Annotated in this window: 14 protein-coding genes and 1 tRNA gene; 5 read left to right on the top strand and 10 right to left on the bottom strand. The window is 67.4% G+C overall.

Features of this window, described 5'->3' with window-relative positions:
• Positions 1–280 precede the first annotated feature (280 nt).
• Complete coding sequence (locus tag ASF54_RS00970; protein ID WP_055957671.1) at positions 281–487, top strand: hypothetical protein; 207 nt, start codon at positions 281–283, stop codon at positions 485–487.
• A gap of 210 nt (positions 488–697) precedes the next feature.
• Here ASF54_RS00970 and ASF54_RS00965 read toward each other — a convergent pair whose 3' ends face one another.
• The 10 genes from ASF54_RS00965 to ASF54_RS00920 form a co-directional block, all read right to left on the bottom strand.
• Positions 698–1,252, bottom strand: coding sequence for a hypothetical protein (locus tag ASF54_RS00965; RefSeq protein ID WP_157509976.1), 555 nt, complete (start codon positions 1,250–1,252; stop codon positions 698–700).
• A gap of 183 nt (positions 1,253–1,435) precedes the next feature.
• A complete protein-coding gene (locus tag ASF54_RS00960) occupies positions 1,436–1,873 on the bottom strand; it encodes an adenylyltransferase/cytidyltransferase family protein (RefSeq protein ID WP_055961801.1) in 438 nt (145 codons plus the stop codon).
• A 2-nt stretch (positions 1,874–1,875) separates the two neighbouring features.
• A complete protein-coding gene (locus tag ASF54_RS00955; protein WP_055957665.1) occupies positions 1,876–3,018 on the bottom strand; it encodes an archaellin/type IV pilin N-terminal domain-containing protein in 1,143 nt (380 codons plus the stop codon).
• Positions 3,015–3,782 (bottom strand): CDP-alcohol phosphatidyltransferase family protein, encoded by a 768-nt coding sequence (locus tag ASF54_RS00950; RefSeq protein WP_055957662.1) that lies wholly within the window; start codon positions 3,780–3,782, stop codon positions 3,015–3,017. Before ASF54_RS00950 ends, ASF54_RS00955 begins: the two co-directional genes overlap by 4 nt.
• Entirely contained in the window at positions 3,779–4,996 is a 1,218-nt protein-coding gene (locus ASF54_RS00945; RefSeq protein ID WP_055957658.1) for a glycosyltransferase, read from the bottom strand. The genes ASF54_RS00950 and ASF54_RS00945 overlap by 4 nt, the downstream gene beginning before the upstream one ends.
• Positions 4,996–6,555: a sugar transferase gene (locus ASF54_RS00940; RefSeq protein WP_084815857.1), complete on the bottom strand. Its 1,560-nt coding sequence runs from the start codon at positions 6,553–6,555 to the stop codon at positions 4,996–4,998. The genes ASF54_RS00945 and ASF54_RS00940 overlap by 1 nt, the downstream gene beginning before the upstream one ends.
• Positions 6,556–7,433: 878 nt before the next feature.
• On the bottom strand, positions 7,434–8,759 hold the full coding sequence (locus ASF54_RS00935; RefSeq protein ID WP_055957655.1) for an NAD(P)/FAD-dependent oxidoreductase: 1,326 nt from the start codon (positions 8,757–8,759) through the stop codon (positions 7,434–7,436).
• 34 nt (positions 8,760–8,793) lie between these two features.
• On the bottom strand, positions 8,794–9,057 hold the full coding sequence (locus tag ASF54_RS00930; protein ID WP_055957653.1) for a hypothetical protein: 264 nt from the start codon (positions 9,055–9,057) through the stop codon (positions 8,794–8,796).
• Between the two features lie 78 nt (positions 9,058–9,135).
• Complete coding sequence (locus tag ASF54_RS00925) at positions 9,136–10,113, bottom strand: aldo/keto reductase (protein WP_055957650.1); 978 nt, start codon at positions 10,111–10,113, stop codon at positions 9,136–9,138.
• 68 nt (positions 10,114–10,181) lie between these two features.
• Positions 10,182–10,265 (bottom strand) — tRNA-Leu (locus ASF54_RS00920).
• Between the two features lie 85 nt (positions 10,266–10,350).
• Here ASF54_RS00920 and ASF54_RS00915 point away from each other — a divergent pair.
• The 4 genes from ASF54_RS00915 to ASF54_RS00900 are packed head-to-tail and all read left to right on the top strand — an operon-like array spanning position 10,351 to position 14,352.
• A complete protein-coding gene (locus tag ASF54_RS00915; protein ID WP_055957647.1) occupies positions 10,351–11,664 on the top strand; it encodes a M20/M25/M40 family metallo-hydrolase in 1,314 nt (437 codons plus the stop codon).
• Positions 11,665–11,680: 16 nt separating this feature from the next.
• On the top strand, positions 11,681–12,520 hold the full coding sequence (locus ASF54_RS00910) for an undecaprenyl-diphosphate phosphatase (RefSeq protein WP_055957644.1): 840 nt from the start codon (positions 11,681–11,683) through the stop codon (positions 12,518–12,520).
• The gene (mshC, locus tag ASF54_RS00905; protein ID WP_055957642.1) at positions 12,520–13,758 is read left to right on the top strand and encodes a cysteine--1-D-myo-inosityl 2-amino-2-deoxy-alpha-D-glucopyranoside ligase; all 1,239 of its coding nucleotides are present in this window, start codon (positions 12,520–12,522) and stop codon (positions 13,756–13,758) included. Before ASF54_RS00910 ends, mshC begins: the two co-directional genes overlap by 1 nt.
• Positions 13,759–13,773: 15 nt before the next feature.
• Positions 13,774–14,352: an AAA family ATPase gene (locus tag ASF54_RS00900; protein ID WP_055957639.1), complete on the top strand. Its 579-nt coding sequence runs from the start codon at positions 13,774–13,776 to the stop codon at positions 14,350–14,352.
• The last annotated feature ends 8 nt before the right edge of the window (positions 14,353–14,360 follow it).

The following is a 14,360-nucleotide window of genomic DNA, read 5'->3' as shown; positions in this document are numbered from 1 at the left end:
GCTATATCGCGACTAAACCTGCGATTTGCGACTAATTGCGCCAGATAGCAGCGTCGGCGGCGCTTGCCAGCCGCAGCCCGCCTCGCGGTTACGCATCGCTAACCGAAATCTGCATCGCTTACCTAAAGATCGGTGTGCGATGCGTGATTCGGTTAGCGATGCAACAAACAGCCGGCACCGAGGCCGCGAGTAGCCAGCAGACGGCAAAGACCGACGACCCACACCCACTGCCTAGGCCGCCACCCGGCACCCGGCACCCGGCACCAGCTAAAATCGACGCGTGCTCGACGAAAGCGGCCCCGGAAGCTGGCTCGTCCGCGCCCACGACGATGCGCCACCCGAAGCCCTCGTCGAGAGGTTCGCCTCCGGCTACCGGCTGACGAGTTGGTCGCTCACCGAAAGCGAGCAAGAAAACCTCGGCGTCTACACCTCGGCTGCCCACGCCGAGACGGCGTGGTGGCGCCACCTCGACGGTTCCGACTCCTAGCGGCAGCCGCTCGGCCCCTTAGTGCAAGAGGCGAGACGACTCAGCTCGCGCGAGAACACCTCACCCGCACCCAACGCGACGGACTCCACGCGGCTCACGCCGACTCACGAGCCGACGCACCCATCGACGCACTAACGACGCACCCACCGGCACACCGCCCGGCACCGGCTCGCCGCGGCTCTTCTCCTCCCGCGCGATCTCGGCCCTCGCCTACTCAGCCGTCGCCAACACCGGGCAGGTCACGCACCGTGTCTCGTAGCGCGGAAGCTCGGCGCCGGGAACGAGCGTGTCGATGTCGGCCGCCTCGAAGCCCGCGTGGCCGGACTCGTGGCAGACGTAGGCGGCCCGCACTGTAAAGCCGGTGCGATCGCCGCAGGTCAGCAGGTGTTCGAGCCACGAGACATCGTCGCGGTCAAGCACGGCTGCGCCAGGCCGTTCGAGTACGAAGACGTACGACACCGCGTGGAACTCGTCGCGGATCGAGCGGAGGAGCTCGACGAGACCCTCACCGTCCGCACCGCCCGTGGCGTCGGGCCCGCCCCAGAGGGGGAGATCGCCGATCGGCACCATGACCGGCATTTGCACGTCATCGCCGTCGAGGAGCAGGAGCCAGAGCTGACGCTGCGTCGCGCAGGGGATGAGTTGCCGGATGCGCTCATCGAGGTCGGCCCGAGTGCGGAGCTCGCGATGCGAGTCGAGCACTTCGGTCGAGGGCGGGCAGGGGCAGGTGGTGGACGGAGCATCGGTTGAAGTGGTCGTTGTCATGCGAAGAGCATCGTGCAGATGCCCCGACGCTCGCCGGCGTTATCCACAGCCCCGTCGGATCCTCGGCCCGGACCGAGACGAGGAGACCAAGACCAAGACCAAGACCAAGCCCAAGCCCAAGCCCAAGCCCAAGACCAAGCCCAAGCCCAAGCCCAAGCCCAAGCCCAAGAGAAACCGAGACCGCTATCGGGCGATCGAGCCCTCGTCCAGTGCCGACACGGCCCGACGAAGAATGGTCGACGACGTCGACATCGTGTACGGGAAGTACACGACCTCGACTCCGACCTCGGCGAACTCGCGCTCGAGCTTCAGCCCCTTCTCGGTGCCGCGCCAGTCGTCGCCCTTGAAGAAGACGTCGAACTGCAGCTCGCGCCAGACGTCCATTTTGTCGGGGACGACCTCGGCGTGGGCGAGGTCGACGAAGTCGATGTGGCTGACGATCTCGAGGCGCTCGGCGAGCGGCACCATGGGCGAGATGCCTTTGGTGAGTTCGAGCATCTCGTCGGCGACGACACCGGCGATCAGGTAGTCGCACTGGGTCTTGGCATGACGAAGCAGATTGAGGTGGCCGATGTGGAACAGGTCGTAGGCACCGGCCGCGTAGCCGACGCGTCGTTTCAGGGTCACGAGCGGTCCTTTCGAAGTGAGTCGCGCACGGGGCGCGACGGGTCAGAAACAGCGGCGAATGCCTCTCGCTCTTCGGCGAGACGTGCAAGGTCGGCAATGGAGAGTCGCGAACGCGGGGGAGCGCTGACCAGATCGAGATCAGGATTCGCGGAGCTCGCCTGCAGTACCGGACCCCTGCCCGCACGTGCCTCGCGGATGTCCGTCGCCGCCCAGTCGCGCCGGACGGCGATCCGGTGGCGGCCCGCGACGCTCGTCATGAGCACACCGAGGGGTTCGACCCCCATCCCGACGAGTTCGCCGTGCATCGCCAGGAGATCCTCGACGGTGGTCCGGTTCGATCGGACGACGATCACGACGGCGTCCGCGAGCGGTGCAACCGCTCGGAGCGGCAGCGGGTGCGAATTGCTGGCGACGAGCGTGACGACCGCGTCGTACCGCTCGCCGAGAGATCCGAAGAGGCTCTCGACCTGGCCGAGGAGGCGCTCGGGGCGGGCCGAGGCGACGAGATCCGGCACCGGTACGCGCTGGTAGCCCGCGGCGTCGGGGTAGGCGGCCGCATCGAGGGCCGTGTCGCGGACGGTGGAGGGTCGAGCGAGAAGCTGTGACTCGATGTCGGCCTGAACCAGGGCTGGGCGGAATCCGCTCTCCAGCAGGGCACGGGCGTAGCCGCCGTCCACCCCAGAGACTTCGCCGACATCGTCGGCGCGGGCCAGGACGAGTCGCGACGGCAACTCGCCGCCAGCGAGCGACCGGACGTTCATGACGGCTTCGCGAAGCGCCGATCGCATGCGACTCGACGTCGGACGGATCGCGAGGTCGTCAGCGTCGACGACACCCCGCGGGAGTTGCGCCACAACGGGAAGGCCCGTGACACGACGAACATCGTCGGCCGTCGTGACACGGGGTTCAAGTCGCGTCAGGACGATGCCTGCCGCGAGGCCGAGCGCTCCACCGGCGAGGAGGAACGCGAAGAGGATGACGAGGGCGCCGATGGGCGTCAGTCCCCGGTCGTCGCGTCCGTCGAGCGCCTCGACGAGGGCCACGCCCGCGACGAGAGCGAGCAGCGCCGACGCGGCGACGAGGATCCACCGTCGGCCGAGCTGAGCGACGGCGTCGGCAAGGGCTACGCGGCGCGTCATGGCGCGACCGACCGGTCGGGAAGCTCGCCGAGGCCCTTGAGCTCGCGGAACCACTTGGGCAGGGCGAGCGCGAGGTACAGGGTGTTCGCGGCGAAGAAGGCAATGTACACGACGGTGAATCCGAGAGGCCACGCCAGGAGGGCGAACGACAGGCACATGAGGCCATAGTCGGTCGGCACGACGGCCAGCGAGTACAGCGTGCTCGTCGAGCGACTGCCGCGCGTCGGGATCCCGGTGCGGATGTGCTCGGCGCGGCGCAGCTGGTCGGTCAGGACGATCGCGAAGAAAGCGACCGCCGCGATGGCAGCGTAGGCGAGCGGCACGCCGAGCACCGCGTGGCGCCCCTCGGGCTCGCGCAGCCAGTTTCCGAAGACGGCCAGGTGGAGAACGCCGATCTTGGTGGCGTCGATCACGTGGTCGAGCCATTCACCGGCCGGGCTGCCGCCACCGCGAAGGCGGGCCAGCTGCCCGTCGGCGGAGTCGAGTGCGTAACCGATCACGAGAAGCAGCATCACGACGATGCCCACGACGATCGAGGTGGGGACGAAGGCGATCACCGCGATGCCGGCGAACGTGAACAGGGCGCTCACGGCGGTCACCTGGTTCGGCGTCATACCCAGCTGATAGGCCGCGGCCGCGAGGTAGCGACCCAGACGGCGGTTGATGAAGCGCGAGTAGGCGGGGGCGCCGCTCGACCCCTTCTGGGCGCCGGCGAGGCGGGTGAGGGAGTCGGCGTACGTCTCGCGGACAGCAGTCGTGGTCATGAGGCCTCCGCCAATTCGGTGGTGATGCGGGTGGGGCGGCCCAGCTCGCCGTCGACGACCGCTGCGATGCGGGAACGCATGCGGGCGGGCGTGAAGTCGCGGTGGTAGGCCGCTTCGGCTCGGCGGCCGGCTGCGCCGAGGGTGGCGACGTCGAGGTCGCGGAAGAGCGATGCCAGGCCGTCGACGTCCTCGCGGTCGAACAGCCAACCGGTGACGCCGTCGTCGATGACCTCCTCGGGACCTCCGGACCGGCTGGCGATCACGGGGCGCCCTTCGCTGAAGGCTTCCACGGTCACGAGCCCGAATCCCTCGAGGGTGTCAGTCGGAAGCACGACGGCGTCGGCGGCCTGCAGATACGGGGTCGCGTCGTCGACTTCGCCCACGACGAGAACCGTCTCGGGCCGGGAGACGTGCTTCTTGACCAGGGCCGCGACGTCGATGCCGAGACCCACCGCGGGGACAGCACCGAGGATCACCAGCTCGCCGGGGCAGCCAGCGGCGTCCCACGCTCGCAGGAGCGTGCCGTGGCCCTTGTGCGGGTTCCAGCGGCTCGCGATGACGTAGTGCGGTCGACGGTGCTCCGGGGGAGCCGTCGGAAGCTCACGCGAGCGATGGGGGACACCGTTGTGAACCACCACCGCCCGCGGGTCCTCGGCGAGACCCGACGCGCCGAGGACCGAGTGCGACACAGCCACGAGGGCCGTGCACGCACTCGCCAGGGGACGAAGACCTACCCGGTCCTTCGCACTCCATGGTTCTTGGAGATGCCCGACCACTCGACGGACGCCAGTGAGGCGTGCGAGAGGTGCGACGGGCAAACATGCGCTGGTAGCGCAGTAGACGAGATCGAAGTGACGGCCGCGGAGCCTCGCCAGAGTGCGCACCGCGTCGCGCCCGAGGCGGAGGAATCCGCCCGGGCTCAGTTTCATCCGCCGCAGAATGGGCAGCGGGTGCCGCTCGACCCGGGCTCCGAGCTCGCGGAGCATCGGGCCGAGGGGGCCCGGCGCGACGTCGCTCGGTAGCCACACGGTGACGTCGAGCTCGTCGGCGGCCACGAGTTCCGCGACCACTTCGAGCACGATGCGGTCCGATCCGTACAGCTCGTCAGACGAGTGCACGACGAGGACCCGCCCGCGACGCCCGCTGCGGCGTGCCGCGCCCGCATCGCCGGGCAGGGCGGAGGCCGTCTCGTTCACGGTTTCGTCGGGAGTCATCAGTACGCCCCGTTCGGCCGCAGAATCACTTTCACGGTGCGCCACATCAGCACGAAGTCGACGGTCATCGACCAGTTCTCGACGTAGTACAGATCGAGCCGAACGCTCTCCTCCCAGCTGAGGTCGCTGCGTCCGTTCACCTGCCACATGCCGGTGAGGCCGGGCTTGATGTAGAGACGGCGGTGCACGTGGTCGGTGTAGCCGTCGACCTCGCGGGGAAGCGGGGGCCGCGGCCCGACGATGCTCATGCTGCCGCCGATGATGTTGAAGAGCTGCGGGATCTCGTCGAGGGAGTACTTCCGAAGGATCCGGCCCACCCTCGTGACGCGGGGGTCGTCTCGCATCTTGAAGAGCACGCCGTTCCCCTCCGACTGCTCGGCGAGAGCCGCGAGACGAGCTTCGGCGTCGACGACCATCGTGCGGAACTTGAGCATGGTGAAGCGGCGTCCGTCGCGCCCCACTCGTTCCTGCCTGAAGAGCACCGGGCCGGATCCTTCGCTCTTGATCACCAGGGCGATCACCAGCATGAGGGGAAGCAGGAGAAGCGACGCGAATCCGGCAAGAATGACGTCCGTCGCACGCTTCATGACATGCTTCGGGCCGTCGAACTGGGGCAGCTCGACGTGCATCAGCGGGAGCCCCTCGACGGGACGGAAATGGATGCGGGGTCCGGCGATGTTGGCCAGGCGAGAGGCGATCACCAGTTCGGTGGCGCGGCCTTCGAGGCTCCACCCGAGGTCACGGATGTAGTCGGTGCCGGCACGCGGGTCGCCGGCGACGATGACGCTCTCGACGTTCATCTTCCAGACGGCGCGCGAGACGTCGTCGAGCGACGCGACGATCGGAACGACCCGCGACCCGGCGGCAACGGCGCTGCCGTCCTCGTCTTCGACGACGGCTCCGACGACGTCGTAGAGGGCGCCCGGCTTCTCGTCGATTCGATCGATCACGTAGCGGACGTCGCTGCGGCCACCGACGACGATGGCTCGAGAGAGGTAGTTGCCGAGCTGGCGCTGGCGGATCAGCCACTTGCGCAGGAGGAACCGCGAGGCGATGAGGCCGACCGAGCCTCCGGGGAGGGCGACGAAGAAGTAGGCGCGCATCGACTCATGGCCGGTGATCGAGATGACGAGCGCGATAAGCACGAAGGTGAGGATCGTGGCGTTGAGCACGCGCTTGTACTCGGCTGCCCCGGTTCCGACGACCGAGAGGTCGCGGGTGCGCTGGAACGCCAGGCAGAGGGCCCAGAGGAGGCCGATGCCGACGGGGTAGCCGATGAACTCGACGAGGGGTTTCGCGTCGGCGGCAGCAAGGCCGGCAAAGGTCTGGTCGACCCCGTCTCGGATGGTCTCGACGACGGCGGCAGTGACGACGCTGGCGAGAATCACGAGCGCGTCGCTGGCGAGGAGTCGACGGCGGTATCGCAGCGCCCAGCCGATGCCGGTTGTGGCACCGCCTACTCGATCTCTGGCTTCCGTCCATCCTGCGCTCGGGTTTCGGACCGGTGCAGTCCACGGCAGACGGCGTTGTTCGCCGACGTCGCGGCTGATGCCGGTCATGATGCCGCTTCCGATTCGGGACGGAAGGGGGTACGCGAAAACGTACGCAGAAGAGGCTGGGTAAGCATGGATCCAGGGTTCGGGTAGGCGGTGCAGTAGCTCTGACTCGTATTTCGGGTACGGGTCACAGCATGAATCCGGTACTTCGACAAGAGATCGGGTTCCTGTCGGAGTACCGGAGTGACGACGGCGATTTCGATCCGTCGAGCTCCCGTCGGGTACGGGAGATCTCGAGGTTCGGTGCGCGTCGACGATCGGGAAGGGTTCGGGTCAAGCGGTGATCGGGTGTGGTGCTATTCGGGTTTCATGCTGGTGGAGCTGCGCGGACCGTGGACGGAATGACAAGCGGATGGGTTCCAGTTGTCAGCCGATGGCCTCAGCGGGTATATCCCGACGGTAGGCCATCGACCGCTCGCTCCACATGCCCCCATTTCGGGGGACCGCATGCCCCCCGCATGAGGTACGCGCCAACGGGTGATGCCGCCTCTCCAACGGGTGATGCCTTCGGGGGACCGGACCCCCCTCCGGGGGGCGTTGCCGTAACACCCAGGCACGAAACAGTTTGGTTCGGCATGAGGCACACCTGATGCCCGCCAGCACGCGGATGCGGGCACCTCGTCCCGTTCGACAGGAGTAAATTAGACGACGGGCGTCGTTTATCTCGTCGACGTCGATTGTGCGCGTCCTCCCGAATGACCGCACGTGCTGTACCCCGTTTTCAACCAAACGGGCGAGAGGGGGTGAAGTCTCGGCTTTCGGCGTTCACGGCCCGTTCACCTGCGCGAAGCGCACTGACCGCTCGTGCGCCACCCCTCGGACACGAAAGGGCCCCCGTCGCACGAATGCGACGGGGGCCCGATATTTGGCGAGATGAAACGCTACTTCTTCACCCCACCCGCGAGAGCGACGAAGTTCGCTCGCGGGTCGTTCATGTTCTCCAGGGTGGTCTCGTCGCGACCACCGACGAGGTTGGTGACCCATCCGGTCAGGATGCGCCACTTGCGCGTGAAGGTCGGCATGGCGAGCAGGTGGTACCCGCGGTGGGCCAGCCACGCGAACAGGTTCTTCAGGTGCACGCCCTGAATGAGAGCCGCACCCTTTCCGATGCCGTAGCTCGCAACGGTTCCGACCGACTCGTGGCGGTATTCGGCGAGAGGCTCTCCGGCCATCGACGCGAGGATGTTCTCGGCGACCGTCACCGCCTGACGGACGGCGTTCTGAGCGTTCGGCGGGTAGTAGGCCGGCTGCTTCGCGGCAGTCAGGTCGGGTACCTGGGCGTTGTCGCCGAGTGCCCAGACACCATCGATGCGCTTGCCCTCGTCGGTGACGACCTCGAGCTTGGCGTTGGCGTTGACGTGACCCTTGGGCCCGCGGGGCAGGTCGGTGCTGTCGAGCGCCGGGTTCGGCTTGACGCCTGCCGTCCACACAATCGTGCCGGCGGGGACCGTCTCGCCGTCGCTCAGCACGCAGTCGCCGTTCTCGCACGACGGCATCGTGGTCTTCAGTCGGATGTCGATGCCACGGGCGCGGAGCGCACCGAGGGTCCACTTGGACAGCTCGGGGCCGACCTCGGGAGCGACACGGTCGAGGGCCTCGACGAGCACAAAGCGCACCTCGTGCCGGGAGAGAACCGGGTACTGGTCGACCGCGGAATTCGCGGTGTCGAGCAGTTCGCCCATCGCCTCGACGCCCGTGTAGCCGCCACCGACGAAGACGACTGTGAGGAGCTTGGCCCGTTCCGCCGGGTCAGTGGTCGCGGCCGCCTTCTCGATGTTGCCGAGGATCCGGGCCCGCACGTACGACGCTTCCTCGACGCTCTTGAAACCGACGGCGTTCTCAGCCAGGCCGGGCGTCGGGAACGTCCGCGTGACCGCACCGATGGCGACGACCAGGTGGTCGTAGGCGACCTCGCTGGTGCGGCCGTCGACGAGGTCGACCGTCACCTTCTTGGAGTCGGTGTCGATACCCGACATCGCCCCCTGAATGAATTTGGAGCGCTTAAGCGTCTTGCGTAACGGAACCGTCACATCTTTGGGATCGATGTGCCCGCCCGCCACTTCGGGCAGGAACGGCTGATAGGTCATGTAGGGGCTCGGGTCGATCACCGTGATGCTCGCGCTCTGGGGAGGTCGCTTCTTTTGAAGAGCCAGAGCGGTCTGAAGACCCGCCGAACCACCACCCAGAATAACGATTCGTGTTGTCATGACGACGACGCTACTCCTGAGTCACCAGTGGTTGCTATTCGACGCCGTCGCTTTCGGTATAGCTGCCCTCGAAGCCTGCACGATCAGCCTCGGTCTCGCCCGGCTTCGTTGCTTCCTCGGGGATCTCGCTGTCGGTGAAAGCCCCGTCGTACTCGACGCCGTCCTCCTGGGTTCCCGTGTACGAGCCAGCCTTGATGTGCTCGCCACCGTTGAGGGGAGCATCTGTTCCGGCGTCCGTCTGCTTAGCCCCGGTCTGCGCGGCCTGGGCCTCGTTGTGGTCGTGCTTGTCGTCGCTCACGGGCGGCTCCGTTCGTCGTGCCGGGCGGCTCCGTCACCGCCCTGGTGGGTCGAGTATGCACCCTCCGGGGGCGGGAGGTCAGAAACCTTCGGGCGCACGGGGGACGTAGGGCCCCTGAAGCGCGACGAGCTCGTCGTCGTCGAGGTGGAGCTCGACGGACGCGATCGCGTCGTCGAGGTGCTGAGGCTTCGTGGCCCCCACGATCGGCGACGTCACCGCCTCCTGCTGCCGGACCCAGGCGAGTGCCACCTGCGCGCGGGAGACACCACGGGCGTCGGCGATCGTCTTCACGGCGTCGGCGACCCGGCGGTCCGCCTCTTCCTGCTGGCGATAGAGAGTCTTGCCGAAGGCGTCCGTCTCGCTGCGCGTCGTGGTGTCGTCGAAGTCGCGGGTGAGTCTGCCTCGGGCGAGAGGGCTCCACGGCAGCACGCCGACCCCCTGGTCCAGGCAGTAGGGCAGCATCTCTCGCTCCTCCTCGCGCTGGATCAGGTTGTACTGATCCTGCATCGAGACGAATCGCGTCCAGCCGCCGAGGTCGGCCGCGTGCTGCATGGTGGCGAACTGCCACGCCCACATGCTCGACGCGCCGATGTAGCGGGCCTTACCGGCCTTCACGACGTCGTGTAGCGCCTCCATCGTCTCTTCGACGGGCGTGTTCGGGTCGTAGCGGTGGATTTGGTAGAGGTCGATGTAGTCAGTCCCGAGCCGCTTCAGCGACGCGTCGACCTCGGTCATGATCGATCCGCGCGACAAGCCCTGCCCTCCGGGGCCGGGACGCATTCGGCCGTGCACCTTGGTCGCGATCACGACCTCCTCGCGCGTGGCGAAATCGGCTAGCGCCCGCCCGGTGATCTCTTCGCTCGAGCCGTCGCTGTAGACGTTGGCGGTGTCGAAGGTGGTGATGCCCGCCTCGAGTGCCTGCTTGATGAAGGGGCGGCTCTGCTCTTCGGGGAGACTCCAGGAGTGCCCGCCACGGGCCGGATCGCCGTAGCTCATCATTCCGAGGGTGATCGCGGAGACTTCGAGGCCGCTGTTGCCGAGACGCACATAATCCATGGCCCGACCATACGCCCGAACAAAAAAGACCCTGCCCGGTAAGGGCAAGGTCTTTTCGTTTTGTTCGGTGTCCGAAGGGGGACTTGAACCCCCACGCCCGTAAGGGCACTAGCACCTCAAGCTAGCGCGTCTGCCATTTCCGCCACCCGGACCGGTGTGTTGCGGCGTAACCGCCTCGAAGACATTAGCACGATCTGAGCGGCGGTTTTGACACGCGCCTCCGGGTAGCGTTGCGGCATGACCGAACACGTCGACACCACCCAGCTCGACGAGACGGCTGAGATCGCGCGCGACCTCATCCGTTTCGACACCTCCAACTACGGAGGAGGCAAGTCCAATGGCGAGGCCGATGCCGCCGAATACGTGTCGGCGAAGCTCGAAGCCCTCGGCCTGAAGCCGGAGACGTTCGAATCCGAGCCCGGCCGTCACAGCGTGATCGCGCGGGTCGAGGGCCGCGACCGGGCAAAGCCGGGGCTCGTCGTGCACGGTCACCTCGATGTCGTTCCCGCGGATCCTGCGAACTGGACGGTCGATCCGTTCGGCGGCGTCGTCAAAGACGGCATGCTCTGGGGCCGCGGCGCGGTCGACATGAAGAACATGGACGCCATGATGCTGACGGCTGTCGGCGACCTGCTGCGTGCCGGCGAGCGTCCGGCGCGCGACCTCGTGCTGGGATTCCTTGCTGACGAGGAGGCCGGGGGAGTGCTCGGGTCGCACTTCCTGGTCAAGAACCACCCCGAGCTCTTCGACGGCATGGGCGAGGCGATCAGCGAGGTCGGCGGCTATTCGACGTACATCGATGGCAAGCGCTCGTACCTGCTGCAGACCGGCGAGAAGGCGCTCATCTGGATCAAGCTCATCGCTCGGGGCACCGCGGGGCACGGGTCGCAGATGATCGCGAACAATGCGGTCACCCGACTCGCCGAGGCCGTGGCGATCCTGGGGCGTCAGGAATGGCCCGTCGCACTGACCGAGACGACGTCCGGGCTGCTGCGCGAGGTGTCTCGGATCCTCGGTGTCGATCCCGAGCGGGTGAGCCCCGACGAGCTGGTGCTGAAGACGGGCACGGCATCGGGCTTCATCAAGGGCAGCCTTCGAGTCACGACGAACCCGACCATGCTGACGGCGGGCTACAAGCACAACGTCGTGCCCGACACGGCCGAGGCGCTCGTCGACATCCGCTGCATGCCCGGCGAAGAGGAAGACGTCCTGGCCCAGGTGCGCGCCCTCATCGGCGACGACATCGAAATCGTGACCATGCACACCGACATCGGCCTCGAGACGCCGTTCTCCGGCCCGCTCGTCGAGTCGATCAAGGCCACGCTCGAGCGGCACGATCCGGGAGCCCCCGTCTTGCCCTACCTGCTCAGCGGCGGCACCGACAACAAGGCCCTCAGCCTTCTCGGCATCAAGGGCTACGGCTTCGCGCCGCTCCGCCTGCCCGAAGAGATGGACTTCCCGGCCATGTTCCACGGCGTCGACGAGCGGGTACCGCTCGAGGCGCTAACCTTTGGCAGTCGCGTGCTCCGCGACCTTCTCGCCAGCTACTGAGAGGCTCCTTCCTCACGTGGAACACCTTCTTCAGGCACTCCTTCTCGGCCTCGTCCAGGGCCTCACGGAGTTCCTCCCCATTTCGTCGAGCGGTCACATCCGCCTCGTCGCGCTCTTCTTCCCGCACGGCGCCGAGGAGTTCGATCCCGGCGCGGCTTTCACCGCGATCATCCAGCTCGGCACCGAGCTGGCGGTGCTGATCTACTTCTGGAAAGACGTTTCTCGCATCGTCTCGAAGTGGTTCGGGTCGCTCTTCGGTCGGGTCGACAAGCGCGACCAGGATGTCCGGATGGGCTGGCTGGTGATCATCGGCACGTTCCCCATCGTCATCGTCGGCGTGCTCACCCAGAAGTTCATCGCGAACGAGTTCCGGTCGCTCTGGTTGCTCGCGACCGTGCTCATCGTCTTCGGCCTGGTCTTGGCCGCCGCCGACATCTTCGGCAAAAAGCTCGCGCGCTTCGAAGACATGAAGTGGGGGCACGGCATCGCGATCGGCATCGCGCAGGTGCTCGCACTGGTGCCCGGTGTCTCGCGCTCGGGCGCCACGACATCGGCTGGCCTCGCACTCGGCTACACCCGTCCGGCGGCCGCCCGCTTCTCGTTCCTCCTCGCGATCCCCGCCGTCTTCGGCTCCGGGCTGTTCGAGGTCTACCAGGCCCTCTCGGGCGGGGCCACCAACGAGTTCACCTGGCCCGCCACCATCGCGGCGACCGTGGTCTCGTTCGTGGTCGGCTTCGTCGTCATCGCCTTCTTCATGAACTACATCTCGAAGCGGAGCTTCCTGCCCTTCGTGATCTATCGGATCCTGCTCGGCATCGTCCTGTTCATCCTCCTCGGCGTCGGGGTCATCGGCTGATGCGCTCCTGGAACGCCCCGGTCATCCCGGTTCTTCCGGGCAAAGGATCCGCGCCCGACCTCTTCGACACCGCCACCGGCGGGCGGCACGTCACCGACGGTGGTCGCCTCTACGTCTGCGGGATCACCCCGTACGACGCCACCCACCTCGGTCACGCCAACACGTATCTCGCCTTCGACACGCTCGGGCGGGTCTGGCGCGATGCGGGCGTCGAGGTCGTCTACGCGCAGAACACGACCGACGTCGACGACCCGTTGCTCGAGCGCGCGACAGCCACCGGCGTCGACTGGCGTGAGCTCGCGGCCTCGCAGACCGACCTGTTCCGCTCCGACATGGAGCACCTCCGTGTGAGCCCGCCCGACCACTTCGTGGCCGTCACCGACGTCATCGAGCCCATCGGCGAGGCCGTCGCGAAGCTCCTCGCCGACGGCTTCGCCTACCGGGTCGACACACCCGATTCGACCGCGGGTGACGACGTCTACTTCGATGTCGACAGGGCAGGATCCGAGACGGCGTGGCATCTCGGTCTCGAAAGCCGTCTCGGCGCGGGCGACATGCTGCGGTTCTTCTCCGAGCGCGGGGGAGACCCGGAGCGACCCGGCAAGCACAACGTCCTCGACCCGCTGCTGTGGCGTTCCGCCCGCGACGGCGAGCCCTCGTGGCCGAGCGCCGTCGGCGACGGACGCCCCGGCTGGCACATCGAGTGCTCGGTGATCGCCCTCGACCACCTGGCTCTGCCGGTGTCGGTGAACGGCGGCGGCTCCGACCTCATTTTTCCGCACCACGAGATGAGCGCGGCCCACGGCACGGCACTGACCGGTGAGACGTTCGCCTCGCACTACGCCCACTCGGGCATGGTCGCGTATCAGGGCGAGAAGATGTCGAAGTCGCTCGGCAACCTCGTGAAGGTCTCCCAGCTTGTGGCCTCGGGAGTCGACGCCCGTGCCATCCGGCTCGCGCTGCTCGACCACCACTACCGGAGTGACTGGGAGTGGTTCGACGACTCCCTTCTCACGGCCGTCGCACGCCTCGCCGAGTGGCAGCGGTGGGCCGCGCGAGCCGTCGATGGCACCGAGGTCACACCGCTCCTCACCGAATTGCGCCGCCACCTCGCCGACGACCTCGACACACCCGGTGCCATCGCGGCGGTCGAACGCGCGGTGGCGTCCGGCGAGGCGCCGTCATCGATCGACGTGGAGGCTGTCGATGCTCTTCTCGGCATCCGCGTCTCGGCCTGACAGCGGGTTCTCGGCATGACGCTCAGGCCCCTCGACGCTCTCCCCACGAGCCCACGCCGAGTGCTGGTGGCAGGCGTGTCGGGGGCCGGCAAATCGACTCTCGCGAGGCGCCTCGCCCGGATCCTCGGCCTCGACTACGTCGAACTGGACGCCCTCTTCCACGGCCCGAACTGGACACCGCGCGAGGAATTCGTCGCCGACATCGAGGCGTTCAGCAGCGGCGACCGGTGGATCACCGAGTGGCAGTACGAATCCGCTCGCGCACTGCTGGCCGAGCGCGCCGACACGCTGGTGTGGCTCGACCTGCCCTATCGGCTGGTCTTCGCCCGGGTGGTTCGTCGCACTCTGACGCGCAGGATCCGGCGACAGCCGCTCTGGAACGGCAACATCGAAGGCCCCCTCAGCGCGATCCTCACCGACCCGGAGCACATCATCCGCTGGTCCGTTCGCACTCGCCGCAAATACCGCGACCTCGGTGCCCGGCTCGCGCGGTCGCACCCGCACCTGCAGGTCATACGTCTTCGCTCGCGGCATGAGGTGGAGCAGTTCGTCTTCGCGGCCGGCACCCACCGGGCCGACCAGCGCGACTCGTAGGTCCGGCC

The organism is Frondihabitans sp. Leaf304, assembly GCF_001423105.1.
In the GTDB taxonomy this organism is placed as follows: Bacteria; Actinomycetota; Actinomycetes; order Actinomycetales; family Microbacteriaceae; genus Frondihabitans.
This window is presented reverse-complemented; position numbering and strand designations above follow the sequence as displayed.